Source organism: Geodermatophilus sp. SYSU D01119, from assembly GCF_054049975.1.
In genome coordinates, this window is record NZ_JBJGYL010000026.1 from 58948 (window position 1) to 79075 (window position 20128).

Genomic DNA, 20128 nt, shown 5'->3' on the forward strand with positions numbered 1-20128 from the left:
GGGTGGGCCGCCGGTCCTCCGGACGGGGAGGGCAACCGGGGTCAGACCCCGCCGTCCCCGGTCCCCTCGAGCACCCCGCCGAGGGCCAGCACCCGCTGGGGCGCGCTGCCCTCGGCGGTGCGCAGGTCGAGGCGGGCACGCCGGGCGGCGGCCGCCGCGCGCAGCTCCAGCGCCAGCCCGACACCGGCGCTGGCCAGGTAGGTGACCGCGCGCAGGTCGAGGACCGCCCGCCCGCCGGCCGGCAGCTCCTCCAGCGCCCGCAGCGCCTCGGCCCGCAGCGCGCCGGCAGCGGCGAGGTCCACCTCGCCGGCCGCCTCCAGCCGCAGCACGTCCCGCTCCCGGTGGACCGTCAGCCGGGCGGGCTCCCCCGGCTCGGCGACCGGCCGCAGCCGCACCGCCGACCCGCCCGGGCCCGGACCGGCCGGGACGAAGCGGAAGCGCACGGTGGTGCCGGTGCCGTCCGCGCCCTCGTCGTCGGGGGTGCGGGCCACCTCCACGTCGGTCGCCAGCGCCGAGATCAGCTCCAGCCCGCGGCCGCGGTGGCCGCGGTCGGCCGGCGCGGGGCGCCACACGCCCTCGTCGCGCACGCAGACGTCGACGCTGCCGTCGGCGGTCCGCTCGAGGCGGTACTCGCAGCGGCCCCCGCCGCCGTTGCCGGCGTAGGCGTGCTCGACGGCGTTGGCCAGCGCCTCGCCCAGGGCCAGCTGCAGGTCGTCGACGCTGTCCTCGGAGAGGCCGGCCGCGCGGGCCCAGGCGGTCACCGTGCGCCGGACGCCGCGCAGCCGGGCGGGGTCGGCGGGCAGGGTCTCGTGCAGCGGGGCCGGCGTGACGCGCACGGCGATGACCGCGACGTCGTCGGGCAGCGCCGTCTCGTCCAGCACGGCGGCGAGCAGCTCCCGGGTCAGCCCCGCGGGCGCGACGTCGGAGAGCGCTGCGGCGGCGTCGGCGACCCGCTGCAGGCCGGTGTCCAGCGGCTCGCCGCGGCGCTCGACGAGACCGTCGGTGTAGAGCAGCAGCGTGGTGCCGGGGGCGACGTCGGCCGACCCCTCGGGGTAGGGACGGCGGCCCGGGGCGCCGAGGACCGCGCCCGCGCCGTCCTCGAGGAAGCCGGCGCGGCCGTCGGCCACCAGCAGCGGCGGCGGGTGCCCCGCCCGGGCGTAGCGCACCGTGCCGGCCCGCCAGTCCAGCACCAGGCAGGCCGCCGTCGAGGCGAGCGCGCCGGGCAGCCGCGCTGCGAAGCGGTCGAGCAGCTCCAGCGCCTCGGCCGGCGCGGAGCCCTGCAGGAGGGCCGCCGACAGCGCGCTGCGCAGCTGCCCCATGACCGCCGCGGCCGACGGGCCCTGGCCGACGACGTCGCCGACGGCGATGCCCACCCGGTCGTCGCCGAGCTCGACGACGTCGTACCAGTCGCCACCGGCGGACGTGCCGGCCGCGCCGGGCAGGTACTGGGCGGCCAGCGCCAGGCGCTCCAGCCGGGGCAGCTGCGAGGGCAGCAGGCTCAGCTGCAACGTCTGGGCGATGCCCTGCTCGGCGCGGTACAGGCGGGCGCGGTCGAGGGCCTGCGCGCACTGCTCGGCGACGGCGAGCAGCATGCCCCGCTCGGGGGGGGAGAACGTGCGCGCCCGCGGGAACCCGATGCCGACGACGCCGACCACCCGGCCGGCCACCAGCAGCGGCAGCGCCACGGTGGCGGTCAGGCCGAACGAGCGCAGCGTCTCGGCCTGGTCGGGCGCGAGCTCGCCCCGGGCGCCCGGCCAGTCGGCCATGTCGTCGATCCACACCGGCCGGCGCTCGGTGACCGCCGTGGTGACCGCGAGCGGCGTCGACAGCGGCACCGCCGACCACCGGGCCCGGTCGACCGGGTCGTCGCACGTGAGGGACAGCAGGAGCAGCCCGCGACCGGTGTCGTCGAGCTCGAACACCCCGGCGCGCGCGTCGTGGCCGGCCAGGGTGACCAGGTGGCCGGCCGCGGTGCGGGCGACGTCCTCGGGCGTGGTGGCCGCCGACAGCTCGGCCGTGACCCGCTGCAGCAGCCGCAGCCGGCGGGCGGTGGCCCGCTCGTCGGCCAGGAGCAGGGCGTTGTCCAGGGCCAGCGCGGCGCGGGCGGCGATCTCCTCGGCCAGCGCGCGGTCGTCGTCGTGGAAGGGCGGGGCGTCGTCCTGCCGGCCCAGCGCCAGCACCGCGCGCACCCGTCCGCGCACGCGCAGCGGCACGACCAGCGCCGAGCTGAGGTCCAGCCGGACGCCGCCGTCGCCGGCACCGGCCAGCCGCGGGCGCAGCACGGAGGCGCCGCGCTCGAGCACCTCCCGGCCGATGCCGCCGTGCGCCTCGATGCGCCCCAGGTCCTCGCGCAGGCCGCCGTCGACGCTGGCCCGGCCCACGTAGCGCAGCCGCTCGTCGTCGCCGACCACCCGGACGGTGCAGACGTCGGCCAGCCGCCGGTCGACGATCAGCCGGGCGAGCTCGGCGAGCTGCCCCTCCACCTCGGTCTCCCGGTCGAGCGCCGTGCCGACCTCGGCCAGCAGCGTCTGCCGCTCGGTCTCCTGGTAGCGGGCGTTGATGTCGGTGCAGCTGCCCACCCAGCCGCCGGGGCCGCCGCTGCCGCCGATGGGCACCGCCCGCTCCAGCAGCCAGTGCCAGGCGCCGTCGGCCCGGCGCAGCCGGAACTCGACCTCCCAGCCCTCGCCGCGGGCGGTGGCCGCGGCGACCGCGGCGTCGTAGCGCTCGCGGTCCTGGGGGTGCAGGCCCGCGCGCCAGCCGTCGCCGCGCTCGGCCGCGCGGGACCGGCCGGTGTAGCCGGTCCAGCCGGCGTTGAGGAACACCCGGCGGCCCTCGACGTCGGCCACCCAGATCAGCGCCGGGGCGAGGTCGGCCATGGCGGTGAACCGCTCCTCGGCCTCCCGCCGGGCGCGGCCCAGCTGCAGGTGCGCGTCGACCCGGGCCAGCAACTCCTGGGCGGAGAACGGCTTGACCAGGTAGTCGTCGGCGCCGGCGGCGAGCCCCTCGACGGCGGCCTCCTGCCCGGCGCGGGCCGAGAGCAGCACCACCGGCACGCGGGCGGTGCGGGGGTCGGCGCGCAGCTCGGTGAGCAACTGCATGCCGTCCATCCGGGGCATCATCACGTCGCTGACGACGAGGTCCGGCGGGTCGACGAGGGCCGCGTCGAGCGCCGCGCGGCCGTCGGAGACCGCCCGCACCTCGTGCACGGGCGCGAGCAGCCGGACGACGTAGTCGCGCATGTCGGCGTTGTCGTCGGCGACCAGGACCCGGCCGGTGCGCACGCCGCGGGCCGCCGCGGGGACCGCCCCGTCCTCAGGGGCGTCGCCGGGCAGCCAGCGCAGCGCCTCGGTGACGAAGGGCGTGGCCGCCGGGGACACCGCGGGCGCCTCGGCCGCCCCGGGCACCACCCGGTCGGCGGGCAGGTGCGCGGTGCCGGTGGGCACGGTGACGGTGAAGGTGGTGCCGACGTCGGGGGTGCTCTCGACGTCGACCGTCCCGCCGTGCAGCCCGGCGAGCTCGCGCACCATGGCCAGCCCGATGCCGCTGCCCTCACCGGAGCGGGCGCGGGCGCCCGACACCCGCGCGAACCGCTCGAACAGCCGGGGCAGCTCGGCGGCGGGGATGCCGGTGCCGGTGTCGGCCACGGTGAGCACCGCAGCGCCGTCGCGCTCGCGCAGCCGCACGGTGATGCCGCCGGTGAAGGTGAACTTCAGCGCGTTGGACAGCAGGTTGAGGACGACCTTCTCCCACATGTCCCGGTCGACGTGCACCGGCCCGGACAGCGGCGGGCAGTCGACGGTGAGCGTGAGCCCGGCGCGCTCGACGGCGGAGCGGAACACGCTGGCCAGCTCGGTGGTGACCGCGGCGAGGTCGACCGGCTCGAAACAGGCGTCGATGCGCCCGGCCTGCAGCCGGGAGAAGTCGAGCAGGGTGTTGACCAGCTTCTGCAGCCGCAGCGCGTTGCGCTCGACGACCTCGAGCTCCTGCGCGGCGCGGGCGTCGGCGGCCAGCGCGGGCGAGGACCGCAGCTCGGCGACCGGGCCCATGATCAACGTCAGCGGCGTCCGGAACTCGTGGCTGACGTTGCTGAAGAAGTCGGTCTTGGCCCGGTCGAGCTCGGCGAGGGCCTCGGCCCGGCGCCGCTCGGCCGCGTGACTGCGCGCGTTGGCCAGGCCTGAGGCGATCTGGCCGGCGACCAGCTCGAGGAAGCCGGTGTAGGCCTCGTCGAGGACGCGGTGCGGGTTGAGGCCGACGACGAGGAAGCCGGCGATGCCGGCGGCGTCCGGCACCGGGGAGGCGACGGGCACGGCCAGCGCCTGCGCCGGCGGGCGGTCCCAGGCGCCGGTGGGCAGGCCGGGGAGGCGCTCGAGACCGTCGACGACGACGTGCTCCTCGGCGCGCAGCCGGGACAGCGGCCACACCGCGTCATCGGCCAGGGACTCCGGCGCCGCGGCCGAACCCGGGACCAGGCCGGTCGTGGCGCCCAGCCGGGCGGTGCCGTCCTCGTCGACGAGGTAGGTGGCGGAGAAGGGCAGGTCGGCGTCGTTGCGGGCGAGCTGGTCGCGGACGGCGGCCAGGACGTCGGCCTCGGTGCGCGTGGCGGCCACCGCCGTCGCGAGGTCGCGGAGGCACGCCATCCGCCGCTCGGCGAGCACCCGGTCGGTGTTCTCGGTGACGACGCAGAGCATCCCGGCGGTGCGGCCGTCGTCGTCGGCGACGGGGCTGTAGGAGAAGGTGTGGTACGTCTCCTCCGGGTAGCCGCTGCGCTGGAGGAACAGCAGCAGGTCCTCGTCCCAGGTGGCGGTCCCGGTCTCGAGGACCGACTCAATCCGGGGGGCGATGTCGTCCCAGATCTCCGCCCAGACCTCGGACGCCGGGCGGCCCAGCGCCCACGGGTGCTTCCCCTGCAGGGTGTCCCGCTGGTAGGCGTCGTTGTAGAGGAACGAGAGCTCGGGACCCCACGCCGCCCACATCGAGAACCGCGACGTGAGGACGATCCGCACGAGGTTGCGCAGCGCCGACGGCCACTGCTCGGGCGGGCCGAAGGAGGTCGCCGACCAGTCCCGGGCGGCCATCTCCCGGCCCACCTCGCCACCGCCGCTGAAGAGCGAGGTGCGCGCGTCCCCGGTCACCGCGCCACCACGCTGGGCAGCCTAGGCGCTGCCGCGGGCCGGTGCCCCGGTGCGTCCCGCCAGGCCGTCCAGGACGGGACGGTCCAGTCCGGTCGCGGCGGCCACCTCGGCGTCGTCCACGGCGCCGCAGTCGAGCCCGCGCAGCACCACGCCGGCCAGCGCGCGGGCGGTGGCCGGCTCGTCGAGCACCCCGGCGTCGGCCCGTTCCACGTAGGCCGACAGCCGCGCGGCCGCGGCCGGCAGGGCGCCGCGGAAGAACGCGTAGGTGGCGAGGTACCGGGTGGCCAGCTGGGCGGGGTGCAGGTCCCAGCCCTGGTACAGCCCGCGCTCCAGCGCCCGGCGCACCAGCCCGGCGTGCACCCGCCAGCCGGCGTGCACCTGCTCCCGCGGGCCGACGGGCAGGACGTTGGTGGACCCGTCGACGGCCCGCGCCCCGGTGCCGGCGACGGCGACCTGCATGAGCTGCTTGGCCAGGTCGAGCGCCGGGTGGTCGGAGGACTGGTGCGCCGCCGCGATGCCCAGCGCGGCGCTGTAGTCGTAGGTGCCGTGGTGCAGGCCGGTCAGCCGCGGGCCGGCCGCGTGCACCATCCGCGCGAGGGTCACCGCGCCGTCGCCGCCGAGCACCGCCTGCGGCGTCTCCACCTGCAGCTCCAGGTCGACCGCGACGCCGTGCGCCTCCTCCAGCGCGTCGAGCACGGGCAGGAAGGCGCGCACCTGCTCGACATCGGTCACCTTCGGCAGGGTGACGACCGCCGTCCGCGCGCGGACGGCGGAGAGGAAGAGGTCGAGGGAGCGGACGCCGCGGCGGCGGGTGGGCCCCTCCAGCGACTTGGCCCGGATGCCGACCGACGGCGGCGCGGCGCCGGCGGCGAGGTCGGCGGCCACCGCCTCCGCGGCCCGCACGACGTCGCCGTCCTCGGCGTCGGGCGAGCCGCGGTAGCCGTCCTCGGCGTCGACCCGCAGGTCCTCCACCGGCTCGGCGGCGAGCTTCGCGCGCACCCGGGGCAGCACCTCGTCCAGCAGCGCGGCGGGGTACCCGAGGTCGGGCAGGCCGTGCTCGTCGAGGGCGGCGAGCGCCGCGGCGCCCCAGGCGGCGGCCAGCCCGGGGACGACGGCGTCGGCGGGCACGTAGCAGGTGTGCACCGGCTGCCGGCCCGGCCGCTCCCCCGGGTAGGCGGCGGCCCGGGCGGCGTCGACGGGGGCGAGCCGCCGGTCGAGCTCGGCGTAGACGTCCTCGTCCAGGGTCACGGCGCAGCCCGGATGAGTCCGGCCCTCGTGCAGGGGCCCGCGAGCTCGCGAGTGGTGGGGGGCACGGGGGTCCTCCCTCAGTCGACGAGCTCGTAGGCGGGCAGGGTCAGGAAGTCCGGGAAGTCCTCGGCCAGCGCGACCTGCTCGAACAGCCGTCGGGCGTCCTCCAGGCGCGGCAGCTCACCGATCCCGGCCACCTCCTCGGCGACGACGCGGCGCACCAGCTCCCCGGTCACCGTCTCGCCGGTGTCGAGCTCCACGCCGGCGTGCACCCACTGCCATACCTGCGAGCGGCTGATCTCGGCGGTGGCGGCGTCCTCCATGAGGCCGTGGATGCCGACGGCGCCGTTGCCGCCCAGCCACGCCGCCAGGTAGCGGACCGCCACCTCCACGTTGGCGCGCAGTCCGGCCATCGTGCGCCCGCCCGGGACGCCGGCGACGTCGAGCAGCTGCGCCGCGGTCACCGCCACCTCGGGGCGCTGCCGGTCGAGCTGGTTGGGCCGGTCGCCGAGGACGGCGTCGAAGGCCTCGCGGCAGACCGGCACCAGGTCGGGGTGGGCCACCCAGGAGCCGTCGAACCCGTCGCCGGCCTCCCGGGTCTTGTCCTCGCGGACCTTCGCCAGCGCCCGCTCGTTGGCCTCCGCGTCGCGCCGCGAGGGGATGGCCGCGGCCATCCCGCCGATGGCCATGGCGCCGCGGCGGTGGCAGACGGCGACGAGCTGGTCGGTGTAGGCCCGCATCATCGGCGCGGTCATGGTGACCGCGGCGCGGTCGGGCAGCACGAAGTCCGGCCCCGCCTCGCGGAAGACCTTGATGACGCTGAACAGGTAGTCCCAGCGGCCGGCGTTGAGGCCGGTGGCGTGGCTGCCCAGCGCGTGCAGCATCTCCTCCATCTCGAACGCGGCCGGGATGGTCTCGATCAGCATCGTGGCGCGGATCGAACCCTCGGGGATCCCGAGCGCCTGCTCGGCGGCGTCGAGGACGAGCTTCCACAGCCCGGCCTCCAGGTGGCCCTCCATCTTCGGCAGGTAGAGGTACGGCCCGCTGCCGCGCGCCAGCTGCTCGGCGGCGTTGTGGAACAGGTACAGCCCGGCGTCGACCAGGGCGCCCACGGCCGGCTGCCCGTCGACCAGCAGGTGCCGCTCGGGCAGGTGCCAGCCGCGCGGGCGGGGCACGATCGTGGGCAGGTCGCCGTCCTCGCGCAGCCGGTACTCCCGGCCCTCCGGGGTGGTGAACGCCAGCGTCCGGCGGACGGCGTCGCGCAGCACGAGCTGCCCGGTGACGACGTTGCGCCAGTGCGGGGTGTTGGCGTCCTCCAGGTCGGCGAGCCACACGTCGGCGCCGCAGTTGAGCGCGTTGACCGCCATCTTCGGCTCGGTCGGCCCGGTGATCTCCACGCGGCGGTCGACCAGGCCGGGCGGCGGCGGGGGCACCCGCCAGTCGCCGTCGCGGATCTCCGCGGTCTCGGGGCGGAAGTCCAGCCACCGGGCGGCGGCGATCTCGGCGCGGCGGGTGGCGCGCGCTGCCAGCAGGGCGTCGCGCTGGGGGCCGAAGCGGCGCTGCAGGTCGGCGACGAACTCCAGCGCCTCGGGGGTGAGCACCTCCTCCGACCGCTCGACGTCGGGCCCCTCCACGCGCACGTCGCTCATCCGCTGCACCCTCTGCTCGGCCGGCCGGGCTGCCATCCTGTCACCGTGTCCCGCCTCGACGAGTTCAACAACGGGCCCGCCGACGCCGCCGTGGAGGCGCTGCGCGGCTGCAACGCCGCGCCCCGCTTCGCCGCCGGCCTGGTCGCCGGCCGCCCGTTCCCCGACGCCGACACCCTCGTCCGCCGTGCCGGCGAGGTGGCGCGGTCGCTGCCGTGGGACGAGGTGCAGCTGGCACTCGCCACGCACCCGCGGATCGGCGACCGGGTGGAGGGGTCCTCGGCCGAGGCGGAGGCCTCCCGCCGGGAGCAGGGCGCGATGGGCGGGGCCGACGACGACACCCGCGCCGCCATCGTCGAGGGCAACCGCGCCTACGAGGAGCGGTTCGGCCACGTCTACCTGATCCGCGCGGCCGGGCGCTCGCCGGAGGAGATGCTCGCCGAGCTGCGCCGGCGGCTGGACAACGACGAGGACGCCGAGCGGGCCGAGGTGGTCGAGCAGCTCGCCCAGATCACCGAGCTGCGGGTGCGGGAGCTCGTGTCGTGAGCGTGTCGACGCACGTGCTGGACGCGGTCGCCGGGCGGCCGGCCGCCGGGGTCGCCGTCCGCCTGCTCGCCGGGGACGACGTCGTCGCCGAGGGCCTCACCGACGACGACGGCCGCTGCCGGCTCACCGGGGACGCGACCGCGGCCGGCCCGCACCGGCTGGTGTTCGCCACCGGCGCCTGGTTCGAGGCGCGGGGGACGGCGGCCTTCTGGCCGGAGGTGACGCTGACCTTCGCCGTCACCGAGCCCGCCGCCCACCACCACGTGCCGCTGCTGCTCTCGCCGTTCGCCTACTCGACCTACCGCGGGAGCTAGGCGCGCGGTTCCACGTGCAACACCGGCGCAACCGGAGTGCGGCAGGCTGCGCGGCATGGCGATCGTGCTCGGACCCAACCAGTACGGGAAGGCGGAGGTCCGCGTGGTCGCGGTCGACCGCGGCTCCCCCCGGCACGAGCTCGTCGACCTGAACGTGAGCACCAGCCTGCGCGGCGACTTCACCGCCGCGCACACGGAGGGCGACAACGCGCACGTCCTGACCACCGACGCGCAGAAGAACACCGTGTTCGCCTTCGCCCGCGACGGCGTCGGCTCGCCGGAGGCGTTCGGCCTGCGGCTGGCCCGGCACCTCGCCGGCTCCTACGACTGGATCACCGGCGCGCGGGTCGCCGTCGAGTCGTACGGGTGGGCGCGGATCGCCGTCGGCGGGCAGCCGCACGACCACGCGTTCCGCCGGCCCGGCGGGGAGGTGCGGACCGCGGTGGTCACCGTGGACGGGGACGAGGCGCACGTGCTCGCCGGCCTGACCGACCTCGTCGTCCTCAAGACCACCGGCTCGGAGTTCCGGGGCTACCCGCGCGACCGCTACACGACCCTGGCCGAGACCCGCGACCGCGTCCTCGCCACCGCCGTCACCGCCCGCTGGCGCCACACCTCCGCCGAGCTCGACTGGGACGCCCACTTCCACGGCGTCCGGACCACGCTGCTCGAGACCTTCGCCGCCACGCACTCCCTCGCCCTGCAGCAGACGCTGTACGCGATGGGCGAGGCGGTGCTCGAGCGGTTCCCCGACGTCGCCGAGGTGCGGATGTCGATGCCCAACCGGCACCACTTCCTGCAGGACCTCTCCGCCTACGGCCTGACCAACACCCCCGGCGAGGACGACGTGCTCGTCTACCACGCCGACGACCGGCCCTACGGGCTCATCGAGGGCACGGTGCTGCGCGACGACGCGCCCCCGGCGGAGGTCGCGTGGCTGGGCACGCCCGGCTTCTGCTGAGGCGGCACCCGGGCCCCGCCGGGGCCGTCCGGTCGCGACGGCCCCGGCAGGACGGGCAGTGCTCAGCCCGCGGTGAAGGCGGCGATGGCCTCCTGCAGCTCGCGGGACGTGCCCACCAGGTCCGCGGCGGCCGCACGCACCCCGCTGAGGCCGGCGTCCGTCTCACGGGTCGCCGAGGCGACGTCGCCGACGGAGGCCGCGACGGCCTTCCCGCTGCGTGCGGCCTCGCCGATCGACCGGCTCATCTCGTTGGTCGTGGCGGTCTGCTCCTCCACGGCCGCAGCGATCGTCGTCTGGATGCCGTCGATCTGCGCGATGACCGCGGCGATGCTGCCGATGGCCTGCACGGCACCCCGCGTGCCGCCCTGGATGGCCTCCACCCGTCGGGCGATGTCCTCGGTGGCCCGCGCGGTCTCCTGCGCCAGTTCCTTGACCTCGTTGGCCACCACGGCGAACCCCTTGCCCGCCTCGCCGGCCCGGGCCGCCTCGATGGTGGCGTTGAGCGCCAGCAGGTTGGTCTGTTCCGCGATGCTGGTGATGGTCTTGACGACGGTGGCGATCTCCTCCGAGGACGACCCGAGCTCGGCCACGGTCACGTTGGCGCTCTCCGCGGCGGCGACGGCGGTCCCGGCGATGCGGGCGGCCTCCGCGGCGTTGTGCGCGATCTCCCGGATGGAGGCGCCCATCTGCTCGGCACCGGCGGCCACCGCCTCGATGCCTGCGCTCACCTCGGTCGCCGCGGCGGTGGCGCTGCCCGCCTGCTCGGTCGAGCGCTCGGTCGTCCCGGCGATGGCCTCGCTGGTCGACGACAGCGCCCGGGCGGAGCGCTCGAGCGCGCTCGAGGCCGCGCCGACCTCGGCGACGACCCCCGCGACCCGGTCCAGGGTGTCGTTGACCGCCGCACCGAGCCGGTCGAACTCGTTGCCGGTGCCCCCCGTCGCCAGGCGCTGGCGGAGACTCGCGGTCCCGAGGACCTCCGTCATCTCCCGCAGGGGGCGCGTGATGCTGCGCGAGACGAGCAGCGAGAGGGCGACGATGGCGAGCAGCACCGGCGCCGACCACAGCGCCATCGAGGCCAGCTCGCTGCGGACGGCGCCGTCGAGGTCCTCCACGTAGAGGCCCGAGCCGATCACCCAGTCCCACTGCTCGTAGCCCGCGACGTAGGAGATCTTGGGCTGCGGGTCCTCCTCGCCCGGCCGGGGCCACATGTAGTCCACGAAGCCGCTGCCGTCCCGGGCGACGACCTCGACCATCTCCACGAACAGCGCCTTGCCGTCGGGGTCCCGGTTCCGGGACAGGTCGGTGCCGTCGAGCTCGGGCTTGATCGGGTGCATGACCATCGTCGGCGTCATGTCGTTGATCCAGAAGTACTCCTCCCCGGCGTAGCGCAGCTCCCGCACGGCGTCCATCGCCGCGGCCTGCGCCTGCTCCCGGGTGAGCACCCCGGCGGCCTCCTGCGCGCCGTAGGCGGCCACGGTGCCGAGGGCGGTCTCCACCGCCGTGCGCGCCTGGGCGCGCTGCTCCTCCTCGATCGTGTCGCGCACGGCCAGTGCGCCGATGACCGCGACCGTGGCCATGCCCACGACCGCCGTCAGCACCAGCGCGAGCAACCGGGTGCTCACCCGGAGTCCGCGCAGCCGTCCCGTCATCCCTGCTCCTCGTGTCCGCGGTGCCGTCCGTCTGGGGAGACTTCGCCCACACCCGGACGGCGTTGAGCGGAGATCTGAGAAAGACCGGTGAGCGTCCCCGGCCGCTCGCCATGTCGACCGGTGCGGCGTGGTCCGTGTGGCCGGCTCCGCCGGGCTTCTGCTGAGGTGGCACCCGTGAGCGACGAGCGCGAGGTCCTGACCTACGAGCTGTTCGGCACCGCGGCCCGCGAGCTGGCGCAGCAGGTGGCCGACGACGGGTTCGAGCCCGACCTGATCCTGTCGATCGCCCGCGGCGGGCTGTTCCTCGGCGGGGCGCTCGGCTACGCGCTCGACGTCAAGAACCTGTTCGTGATGAACGTCGAGTTCTACACCGGCGTCGACGAGCGGCTGGAGCTGCCGGTGGTGCTGCCGCCGACGCTGGACGCCGTCGACCTGACCGGCGCGCGGGTGCTCGTGGCCGACGACGTCGCCGACACCGGCAAGACGCTGGAGCTGGTCCGCGACTTCTGCGCCGGCTACGTCTCCGACGTGCGGACGGCGGTCGTCTACGAGAAGTCCCGGTCACTCGTGAGGTGCGACTACGTGTGGCGCCGCACCGACGCGTGGATCGACTTCCCGTGGTCCTCGCAGCCCCCGGTGCGCACCCGCAGCGCCCGCCCGCCGCACTGATGCCGGTCGAGCTGGAGCCGCTCACCCCGGAGAACGTGCGGGCGGTGTGCGACCTGCGCGTCGCGCCCCGCCAGGAGCACCTGGTGGCGCCCGACGCCGTCTCGATCGCCGAGGCGTACGTGTACCCGCAGGCGTGGTGCCGGGCCGTGCGCTCGGACGGGCGGCTCGTCGGGTTCGTGATGCTCCGGGACTCCCCCGAGGAGCTCGGGCACGTGCTGTGGCGGCTGATGGTCGACGCCTCCGCGCAGGGCCGGGGGATCGGCCGGCAGGTGGTCGAGCAGGTGGCCGCGTACGTGCGGGGGCAGGGTGTGCCGGAGCTGCGGGTGGGCGTCGTCGACGCCGACGGCGGCCCGGAGCCGTTCCACCGCTCGCCCGGCTCCGTCCGCACCGGCGAGACGGCCGACGACGAGCCGGTCCTGGCGCTCGCCCTCCATCCCTCTCAGTAGCGGAAGCGCGCCACCGACGACGCGAGCCCCGCGGCCATCCGGGCCACCTCCTCGATGGCGGCCCGGGCGTCGCCCATCGCCTGCGTCGTCGCGCCCGCCGCACCCGCGACCTCGGCGATGTTCGCGGCGATGAGCTCGGCCGACCCGGCCGCCGCCGCCACGTTGCGGTCCATCTCGGCCGTCGTCGCGGTCTGCTCCTCGACGGCGGCGGCGATGGTCCCCTGCGAGCGGTCGATGACGGAGATGACCGAGGTGATCTCCCCGATCGCCCGGACCGCGCCGTCGGTGTCGGCCTGGATGGCCTGGACGCGCCGCGCGATGTCCTCGGTGGCCCGCGCGGTCTCCTGCGCCAGTTCCTTGACCTCGGTGGCCACCACGGCGAACCCCTTGCCCGCCTCGCCGGCCCGGGCCGCCTCGATCGTGGCGTTGAGCGCCAGCAGGTTGGTCTGCTCCGCGATCCCGGTGATGACCCGGACGACGTCGGCGATCTCGGCCGAGGACGTGCCGAGCCGCGCGACCGAGGCCGTCGTCTCGCCGGCGACCGCGACGGCCTCACCGGCCACCCGCGCCACCTCGGCGGCGTTCTGCGCGATCTCGCGGATGCTCGCCCCCATCTGCTGCGAGCCCGCGGCGACGGTGGAGACCGTCGTCGACACCTCCCCGGCGGCGGTCGCGACGACGCCGCTGCGGGTGGACGAGCGGTCGGCCAGCCGGGCCATGTCCGTGGCGCTGGCCGACAGCTGCTCGGTGGCGGCGGCGAGCGTGGCCGAGCCGTCGCCGATCGCGGCGACGACGCCGCGCACGTCGGCCAGCGCGGACTCCAGCGCGACCGCCATCCGCCCGACCTCGTCGCCGCTGGCGACGCCGCTGCCGCCGCGCAGGTCGCCGTCGGCCATGCCGGCCACGACGGCGGCCACCCGGCGCAGCGGCCCCACCACCGAGCGGGTCACCGCCCAGCCGAGCGCGGCGAGCACCAGCACGCCGGTGAGGGCGACGACGACGGCGAGGGTGACGGCGGTGTCCCGCTGCCCGGCGCTGGCCCGCGCGGCGGCGTCGGCCTGCGCGTGCACGGCCTCCCCCACGGCCGGCAGGTCGTCCTCGAGCACGGCGAAGGCGGCCGCGAACTCGGGATAGGCGGCGCGGGCGGCGGCCGGGTCCCGGCCGGCCAGGGTGACGATGCGGTCGGCGCTGGCGAGGTAGGCCTCGACCTCCGGCGTGACCCCGTCGACGGCGGCCGCGACGTCGCCGCCCAGGCCGGAGGAGCCGACGGCGGCCAGCACCTCGCGGAAGGTGGCGTCGTGCGCGGCCAGGTCGGCGACCGCGCCGGTGTACTGGTCGCCGGTGCCGGTGAGCAGCGCCTGCAGCACGTCGCCGCGGACGGCGTCGTGCATCATGTCCGCCTCCAGCGCCTGGCCGGTGGCCCGCGTGGTGACCAGCAGGACGTCGGTGCGCTCCCCGGTGCCGCGCAGCGCCGAGACGGTGAGGACCGCGAAGGCGGCCAGCGCCAGCGCCCCGACGGCGACGAGCGCGGCGAGCTTGACGCCGAGCGGGCGGTCGGACCAGGAGCGGCGCACGGAGGCCTCCTCGCGGGTGGGACGGCGGGCACCGTCACGAGGTGCATCGGCATCCGCTGGAGCGACTACAGCGGAGATGCCGCAGCTCAGCGCAGCCGCAGCCGGTAGAAGCGGAAGAAGTCGTGCTCGACCGGCAGCACGTCGACGCCCGCGAAGCCCGCGTCCCGGGCGTACCCCGCGAGCGTCGCCGGGCGCATGACGGTCCCGGTCCCCGCCGAGGGCCGGGTGGACAACCCGTCGGGCAGGCAGCAGGTGAGGCTGTAGCCGTACATGAGCCGGTCGACGTCGCCGCCCGGGGCCGTGAACGTCTCGGCGACCTTCTCGTCGGCCACCAGGACCGTCCCCTCCGGCCCGACCAGCCGGCGCACCGCGGCCAGCACGCCCACCGGGTCGGCGAGGTCGTGCACGCACTCGAACGCCGTCACGAGGTCGTAGCCGCCGTCCTGCTCGGCGAGGGCGGCGACGTCGGCCACCGCGAAGGTGACCCGGTCGGCCACCCCGGCGGCCTCCGCCGCGGCGCGGGCCCGCTCGATCGAGGGCCCGTCCACGTCGAACCCGTCCACGCGGGCGGCGGGGTAGGCGGTCGCCATGCCGATCGAGGACCACCCGAGCCCGCACCCGACGTCGGCGACCCGGCCACCGGCCCGCAGTGCGGCGTCGACGGCGGGCAGCGCGGGCAGCACCTCCGAGCCCAGCGGCCCGGCGAAGAACGGGCGGTTGGCCGCGGCCTGGGCCTCCCGGGCGTCGGCACCCATCTCCGCCCAGCCCAGACCGGTTCCGTCGCGGTAGACCTCCTCCAGCCGCGGGACGTTCCGGACGAAGGCCATGGCCGCCCAGGCCAGCGGGACGGTGTAGAGCGGGTCGAGCTCGTCGACCAGCACGGCGCCGTAGCCGGGCGGCAGCGCGTAGCAGCGCTCGGCGGGCCCGGCCGCCGGGTCGTCGACGGCGAGGACGCCCGCGACGGCCTGCTGCTCGAGCCACTCCCGGGCGTAACGCGGGTCGGTGCCGGTGCGCTCGGCGAGCTGCGCGGCGGTCGCCGGCGCGCCCTCGAGGGCGCGGTACCAGCCGAGCCGGCGGCCGAGCTCGACCGCGGCCACCTCGAGGGCTGCGGTGACGGAGGCGACGAGCCGCTCGGACAGCGCCTCGGGGCCGGGGAGGGACGTCGTCATGCCCCCGTACCGTGGCCCGCCCGCGGCGGCCGGTCCAGGGCCCGCGTCCCCGCTCAGCGCCGGGTGGACACCGAGACGGTGAACCGGCGGTCGTGCGCGGCCGTCCGTGTGGGCCCGACCACGCGCCGCAGCGCCGCCCGGTGCGGCAGCCGGTTGTTCCAGACCGCCCACAGCTCCCCGCCGGGACGCAGCACCCGCGCCGCGGCGGTGAACAGCCGGTCGGCGGCCGCGGTGACCACCGCGGCCCCGAGGTGGAAGGGCGGGTTGCAGACGACGAGGTCGGCGCTGCCCTCGGGCAGGGTGGCGGCGGCGTCGTCGCGCAGCACCCGCACCCGTTCGAGGCCGGCGCGCGCCAGGGTGGCCCGGGCGGACGCGACGGCGGCCGCGGACTGGTCGGTGGCGGTGACCGCCAGCTCCGGCCGGGAGCGGGCGAGGACGGCGGCGAGCACGCCGGTGCCGCAGCCGAGGTCGACGGCGCTGCGGGCGTCCGGGGCGGCGCCGTCGAGGGCGCCGAGCAGCAGCCGGGTGCCGTCGTCGACCCGGGTGCCGGCGAAGGCCGCGCCGTGCGCGCACACGTCCAGGCCGAGGGCGGCGTCGTGCCGGCACCGGGGGAAGGAGGGGCGGACGCCGGGCCGCGGCCCGCGGGCCACCAGCAGCCGCGACTTCTGCCGCGCCAGCGACGCCGACACCTCGGTGAAGCCGGTGCCGAGCACGTCGTTCATCGCGTGCGTCATGTGCTTGACCCGGCCGCCGACCAGCACGGTGACGGCGGGGTCGGCCGCGGCGGCGGCCAGCTCGGTGAGCTCGCGCAGCGCGTCGAGGGCCTTGGGCGCCTTGGCCAGGACCAGCGTGGCGCCGTCGAACAGCTCCGCGGTCAGCGGCCGGGACCCGTACGTGCCGGTCAGGCCGGTGCGACCGGCGTTGCGGGCCAGCGCCTGCTCGCCGACCAGCAGGTCCTGGTGCACCCGGACGTCGCGGGCGCCGGCCGCGACCGCGCCGAGGGTGAGCGCGCCGTACGCGTCGTCGACGACGACCACCCGCTGCTCCGCGAGGCCCGGCGCGGTGTCGCGCGCGGTGTCCAGCAGCAGCCGGTCGGTGGCGTCGACGGCGACCAGGTCGGGTGCCTCGACGTCGGGTTCGCGGCCGAGACGGGCGAACAGCTCGTCCAGGGTCACGTGGCGGCGACGAAGGAGGCGACCACGCGGCCGAGCTCGGCGCCGACGTCCTCCTGGAGGAAGTGCCCGCCGCCGCGGAGGGTCGTGTGCGGCATGCCCTGCGCGCCGGGCACCAGCCGCTGGAAGACGCGGTCGCCGCCGCCGGTGATCGGGTCGGAGTCGGAGAACGCGGTGAGGAACGGCCTCTCCCAGCGCGCCAGGACCTCCCAGGCGGCCCGGTTGGCGGCCGCGGCGGGGTCGTCGGGCGCGGTGGGGACCAGGCTGGGGAAGACCCGGGCGCCGGCCTTCGACGCCTCGTCGGGGAACGGCGCGTCGTAGGCGGCGACCACCTCGGGCGGCAGCGGGGTGACGGTGCCGTTGGCGACGACCCGGCCGACGTCGAACGCGTCGGCGGTGGCGGCGAAGCGCTGCCAGGCGAGGAACGCCTCGCTCATCGGGGCGTCGCCGGTGGGCAGGCCGGTGTTGGCGACGACGACGCGGGCGAACCGGTCGGGGTGCTCGGCCACCAGGCGCAGGCCGACGAGCCCGCCCCAGTCCTGGCCGACCAGCGTGACCCCGACCAGGCCGAGGCCCTCGAACAGCGTCCGCCGCATCCACTCGACGTGCGCCGCGTAGCTGTAGGCGGCCGGGTCGGTGGGCTTGTCGGAGCGGCCGAAGCCGACCAGGTCGGGGGCGACGACGCGCAGGCCCGCGGCGGTGAGCTCCGGGATCACGTGCCGCCAGAGGAAGGACCAGGACGGCTCGCCGTGCAGCAGGACGACGACCTCGCCGTCGGCCGGCCCGACGTCGACCACGGCGACCCGCAGCATCGTGCCGTCGCCGGCGTCGAACGTCACGTACGTGGGCGGGTACGGGAAGCCCGGCAGCGCGGCGAACCGCTCCTCCGGCGTGCGGACGACGTCCATTCCCGACCTCCCGAGGCATTGGAAGCTCTCCCCGCGTCCTGGCGCCCAGGACGTGCGTAGAGCTTCCTATGCCATGAGGGCAGGATCGGTCCCGCACCCCCATCCGACGACGCAGGGAGCGCCCGTGCCGATCCACGCCCGCGAGTGGCACCTCGCCGCCCGGCCCCACGGCGAGCCGACGCCCGACGACTTCGCGCTGGTCGAGGTCGAGCACCCGGACCCGGCCGAGGGCCAGGTGGTCGTGCGGATGGTCGCCATGTCGGTCGACCCGTACATGCGCGGGCGGATGCGCCTGGGCCCCTCCTACGCCGCGCCGTGGGAGGTCGGCGAGGTGATGAGGGGCGGCGCCGTCGGCCGGGTGGTCGAGTCCCGCTCCCCCGACGTGCCCGAGGGCGCGCTGGTGCTCACCGACGCCGCCTGGCGCGACGTCGCCGTCCTCGACGCCCGCCAGGTGCGGCAGCTGCCGCCTCCCGGCGACCTGCCGCTCACCTACTCGCTGGGGATCCTCGGCATGCCCGGGCACACGGCCTACGCCGGCCTGTTCCGGGTGGGCGCCTTCCGCGAGGGCGACGCCGTCTTCGTCTCCGGCGCGGCCGGGGCGGTGGGCAGCGCGGTCGGCCAGTTCGCGCGGCTGCGCGGCGCGTCCGCGGTGATCGGCAGCGCCGGCACGCCGGAGAAGGTGGCCTGGCTGCGCGAGATCGGCTTCACCGCCGCCTTCGACTACCACGACGGGCGGGTGAGGGACCTCCTCGCGCAGGCCGCGCCCGACGGCATCGACGTCTTCTTCGACAACGTCGGCGGCGAGCACCTCGACGCCGCGCTCGGCGCGCTGCACGTGCACGGCCGCGCCGTCATCTGCGGCTCGATCTCGAACTACAACGCCACCGAGGCGGTGCCCGGGCCGGTGAACTTCAGCTCGCTGATGATCAGCAAGCGGCTCGCCGTCTCCGGGCTGCTCGTCAGCGACCATCCCGACCTGTACCGCGAGTTCGCCGAGACGGTGTCGGGGTGGATCCGCTCCGGCGAGCTCGTCGTCCGCGAGACCGTGTACGAGGGCCTGGAGAACGCCGTCCCCGCCTTCCTCGACCTCCTGAGGGGGGCCAACACGGGGAAGATGGTCGTCCGGCTGGCGCCCGACCCGGATTGAGGTCGGGCGGCGCCGGGAAGGGGCCGGGCATGTGGCTGTTCCTGACCCGGCGCCTGCGCGTCTGGCTCGTCGTGACCGTCGTCGTCCCCCTGGCCACCGGCCTGCTGCGCCGCGTGGGGCAGGCCCTCGAGCGCCGCGGGGGCTCGACCCCGCTGAGCCGGGCCCTGCTGCAGGCCGGCGACCTCGGCGACCGGGCGCGGGCCCGGCTGCGCGGCGGCGGCCGACGGCGCCGGTGACCACCGCCGCCCGGGTCCCCGCCCTCGAGCACCTCGCGGCGACCGCGCCCACCCGCGCGGTCGCCGTGTTCGCGCACGGCGGCACGGTGGCCAGCGTCGAGCCGCCGCGGGAGCGGGCGCTGTCGCTGGTGCGGATGCGCGCCATCCAGGAGGCCGTCTCCCGGGCGGCGGCCGCGCGGGGCGTGGAGACCTACCTCGTCCGCTACCGGGTGGCCGGCTGGAACGGGGCCGCCGCCGACGCGCACGCCGACGTCCGCTGGGCGCTGGACCGGGTGCGCGAGCGGCACGGCGAGGTCCCGGTCGTGCTGGTCGGGCACTCGATGGGCGGCCGGGCGGTGCTGCGCGCCGGCGACGACCCGTCGGTCACCGCCGTCTGCGGGCTCGCGCCCTGGACGCCGCCGGGCGAGCCGGTGGGCCACCTGCGCGGGCGCACCGTCGTCCTCGCGCACGGCCGCGGCGACCGCTGGGTGCCCGCGCGCCTGTCCGCGGAGTTCGCCGTCCGCGCGCAGCGGGCCGGCACCCGGGTCGCGCGGTTCACCCTGCCCGGTGGGCACGGGATGGTGCGCGCCGTCGGCCGGTGGCACGGGCTGGTGCGCGACGTCGTGCTGGCCGGGTCGGGGCTCGCGCCGTGGCGCGAGGACGTCCGCGCGGCCCTCGCCGCGCCGTCGCCGGAGGGGCTGGCCGTCCCGCTGTGAGCCCCGCTAGCCTGCCCCGCGTGACTGCCGGGTCGGCCTCGCGCCGCGCACGGAACGGGTCCCCGGCCGCCGGGTGAGCCCGCGGCGGGCCCGCGGCCCGCCCCGTCGTCCTGTCCTCCCCCTCCCCCCGCTCGACCTCCTGGACAGGACCCCGCATGACCCATCCCGTCGGCGCCCAGCTGCGCCGTGTGCACGACACCCTCCGCGCCGACCTGCGCGCCCTGCAGGCGGCCGCGGCCGGCGGCGCGCCCGCCGACGCGCGCCGCACGCTGCCCGCCCACTGCCTGGCGTTCTGCGCCGCGCTCACCGCCCACCACACCGGCGAGGACGCCGCCGTCTTCCCGCTGCTCGCCGAGCGGTTCCCCGAGCTCGCGCCGGTGCTGGAGAAGATGGCCGAGGACCACGTGTGGATCTCCGGCATCCTCGCCCGCGTGGAGGAGCTGGCCGGCGAGCTCGCCGCCTCGGGCAGCTCCCCGCGGCTGGCCGGCGAGCTCGACGGCCTCGCCGCGATGGCCGAGTCGCACTTCTCCTTCGAGGAGCGCCGGATCACCGCCGCGCTCGACCCGCTCCCCGACGCGGCGGGCGGCCTCCTCGGACCTCCAGTCCGCCTGCCGGG

17 protein-coding genes are annotated in these 20128 nt (G+C 76.9%); 9 read left to right on the top strand and 8 right to left on the bottom strand.

Going from position 1 to position 20128, the window contains the following annotated elements:
* Positions 1-41: 41 nt before the first annotated feature.
* The 3 genes from ACI79X_RS18440 to aceB all read right to left on the bottom strand — a co-directional run bounded on the left by ACI79X_RS18440 (position 42) and on the right by aceB (position 8065).
* Positions 42-5132: a SpoIIE family protein phosphatase gene (locus tag ACI79X_RS18440; RefSeq protein ID WP_457026870.1), complete on the bottom strand. Its 5091-nt coding sequence runs from the start codon at positions 5130-5132 to the stop codon at positions 42-44.
* 21 nt (positions 5133-5153) lie between these two features.
* Positions 5154-6380: a DUF6986 family protein gene (locus tag ACI79X_RS18445; protein WP_457026871.1), complete on the bottom strand. Its 1227-nt coding sequence runs from the start codon at positions 6378-6380 to the stop codon at positions 5154-5156.
* A 77-nt stretch (positions 6381-6457) separates the two neighbouring features.
* Entirely contained in the window at positions 6458-8065 is a 1608-nt protein-coding gene (gene aceB / locus ACI79X_RS18450; protein ID WP_457026872.1) for a malate synthase A, read from the bottom strand.
* A gap of 9 nt (positions 8066-8074) precedes the next feature.
* On the opposite strand from aceB, the gene uraD reads away from it, so the two are divergent.
* The 3 genes from uraD to pucL are packed head-to-tail and all read left to right on the top strand — an operon-like array spanning position 8075 to position 9847.
* Positions 8075-8572: a 2-oxo-4-hydroxy-4-carboxy-5-ureidoimidazoline decarboxylase gene (gene uraD, locus ACI79X_RS18455; RefSeq protein ID WP_457026873.1), complete on the top strand. Its 498-nt coding sequence runs from the start codon at positions 8075-8077 to the stop codon at positions 8570-8572.
* Positions 8569-8886, top strand: coding sequence for a hydroxyisourate hydrolase (gene uraH / locus ACI79X_RS18460; protein WP_457026874.1), 318 nt, complete (start codon positions 8569-8571; stop codon positions 8884-8886). Before uraD ends, uraH begins: the two co-directional genes overlap by 4 nt.
* A 55-nt stretch (positions 8887-8941) precedes the next feature.
* Complete coding sequence (pucL, locus tag ACI79X_RS18465) at positions 8942-9847, top strand: factor-independent urate hydroxylase (RefSeq protein WP_457026875.1); 906 nt, start codon at positions 8942-8944, stop codon at positions 9845-9847.
* Positions 9848-9909: 62 nt separating this feature from the next.
* On the opposite strand, the gene ACI79X_RS18470 is transcribed toward pucL, so the two are convergent.
* Complete coding sequence (locus ACI79X_RS18470; protein WP_457026876.1) at positions 9910-11496, bottom strand: methyl-accepting chemotaxis protein; 1587 nt, start codon at positions 11494-11496, stop codon at positions 9910-9912.
* 174 nt (positions 11497-11670) lie between these two features.
* Here ACI79X_RS18470 and ACI79X_RS18475 point away from each other — a divergent pair, with 174 nt between their 5' ends.
* Together ACI79X_RS18475 and ACI79X_RS18480 are read left to right on the top strand one after the other, a co-directional pair.
* Complete coding sequence (locus tag ACI79X_RS18475) at positions 11671-12165, top strand: phosphoribosyltransferase (RefSeq protein ID WP_457026877.1); 495 nt, start codon at positions 11671-11673, stop codon at positions 12163-12165.
* Positions 12165-12611 (top strand): GNAT family N-acetyltransferase, encoded by a 447-nt coding sequence (locus tag ACI79X_RS18480; RefSeq protein WP_457026878.1) that lies wholly within the window; start codon positions 12165-12167, stop codon positions 12609-12611. Before ACI79X_RS18475 ends, ACI79X_RS18480 begins: the two co-directional genes overlap by 1 nt.
* On the opposite strand, the gene ACI79X_RS18485 is transcribed toward ACI79X_RS18480, so the two are convergent.
* The 4 genes from ACI79X_RS18485 to ACI79X_RS18500 form a co-directional block, all read right to left on the bottom strand.
* Complete coding sequence (locus ACI79X_RS18485; RefSeq protein WP_457026879.1) at positions 12605-14185, bottom strand: methyl-accepting chemotaxis protein; 1581 nt, start codon at positions 14183-14185, stop codon at positions 12605-12607. The two genes, ACI79X_RS18480 and ACI79X_RS18485, sit on opposite strands and share 7 nt — an antisense overlap.
* An 86-nt stretch (positions 14186-14271) precedes the next feature.
* Positions 14272-15354 (bottom strand): class I SAM-dependent methyltransferase, encoded by a 1083-nt coding sequence (locus ACI79X_RS18490; RefSeq protein WP_457026880.1) that lies wholly within the window; start codon positions 15352-15354, stop codon positions 14272-14274.
* 53 nt (positions 15355-15407) lie between these two features.
* On the bottom strand, positions 15408-16529 hold the full coding sequence (locus ACI79X_RS18495; protein ID WP_457026881.1) for a class I SAM-dependent methyltransferase: 1122 nt from the start codon (positions 16527-16529) through the stop codon (positions 15408-15410).
* A complete protein-coding gene (locus ACI79X_RS18500) occupies positions 16526-17434 on the bottom strand; it encodes a haloalkane dehalogenase (protein WP_457026882.1) in 909 nt (302 codons plus the stop codon). The genes ACI79X_RS18495 and ACI79X_RS18500 overlap by 4 nt, the downstream gene beginning before the upstream one ends.
* A gap of 124 nt (positions 17435-17558) precedes the next feature.
* Between ACI79X_RS18500 and ACI79X_RS18505 the strand changes: the two genes are divergently transcribed.
* The 4 genes from ACI79X_RS18505 to ACI79X_RS18520 form a co-directional block, all read left to right on the top strand.
* The gene (locus ACI79X_RS18505) at positions 17559-18581 is read left to right on the top strand and encodes an NADP-dependent oxidoreductase (protein WP_457026883.1); all 1023 of its coding nucleotides are present in this window, start codon (positions 17559-17561) and stop codon (positions 18579-18581) included.
* Positions 18582-18610: 29 nt separating this feature from the next.
* Positions 18611-18817 carry a hypothetical protein gene (locus ACI79X_RS18510; protein ID WP_457026884.1) on the top strand — a complete coding sequence of 69 codons (207 nt, stop codon included), beginning with the start codon at positions 18611-18613 and terminating at the stop codon, positions 18815-18817.
* Positions 18814-19512 (top strand): serine aminopeptidase domain-containing protein, encoded by a 699-nt coding sequence (locus tag ACI79X_RS18515; protein ID WP_457026885.1) that lies wholly within the window; start codon positions 18814-18816, stop codon positions 19510-19512. The genes ACI79X_RS18510 and ACI79X_RS18515 overlap by 4 nt, the downstream gene beginning before the upstream one ends.
* Before the next feature lie 155 nt (positions 19513-19667).
* The coding region (locus ACI79X_RS18520) for a hemerythrin domain-containing protein (RefSeq protein WP_457026886.1) at positions 19668-20128 on the top strand (461 nt) is incomplete at its 3' end.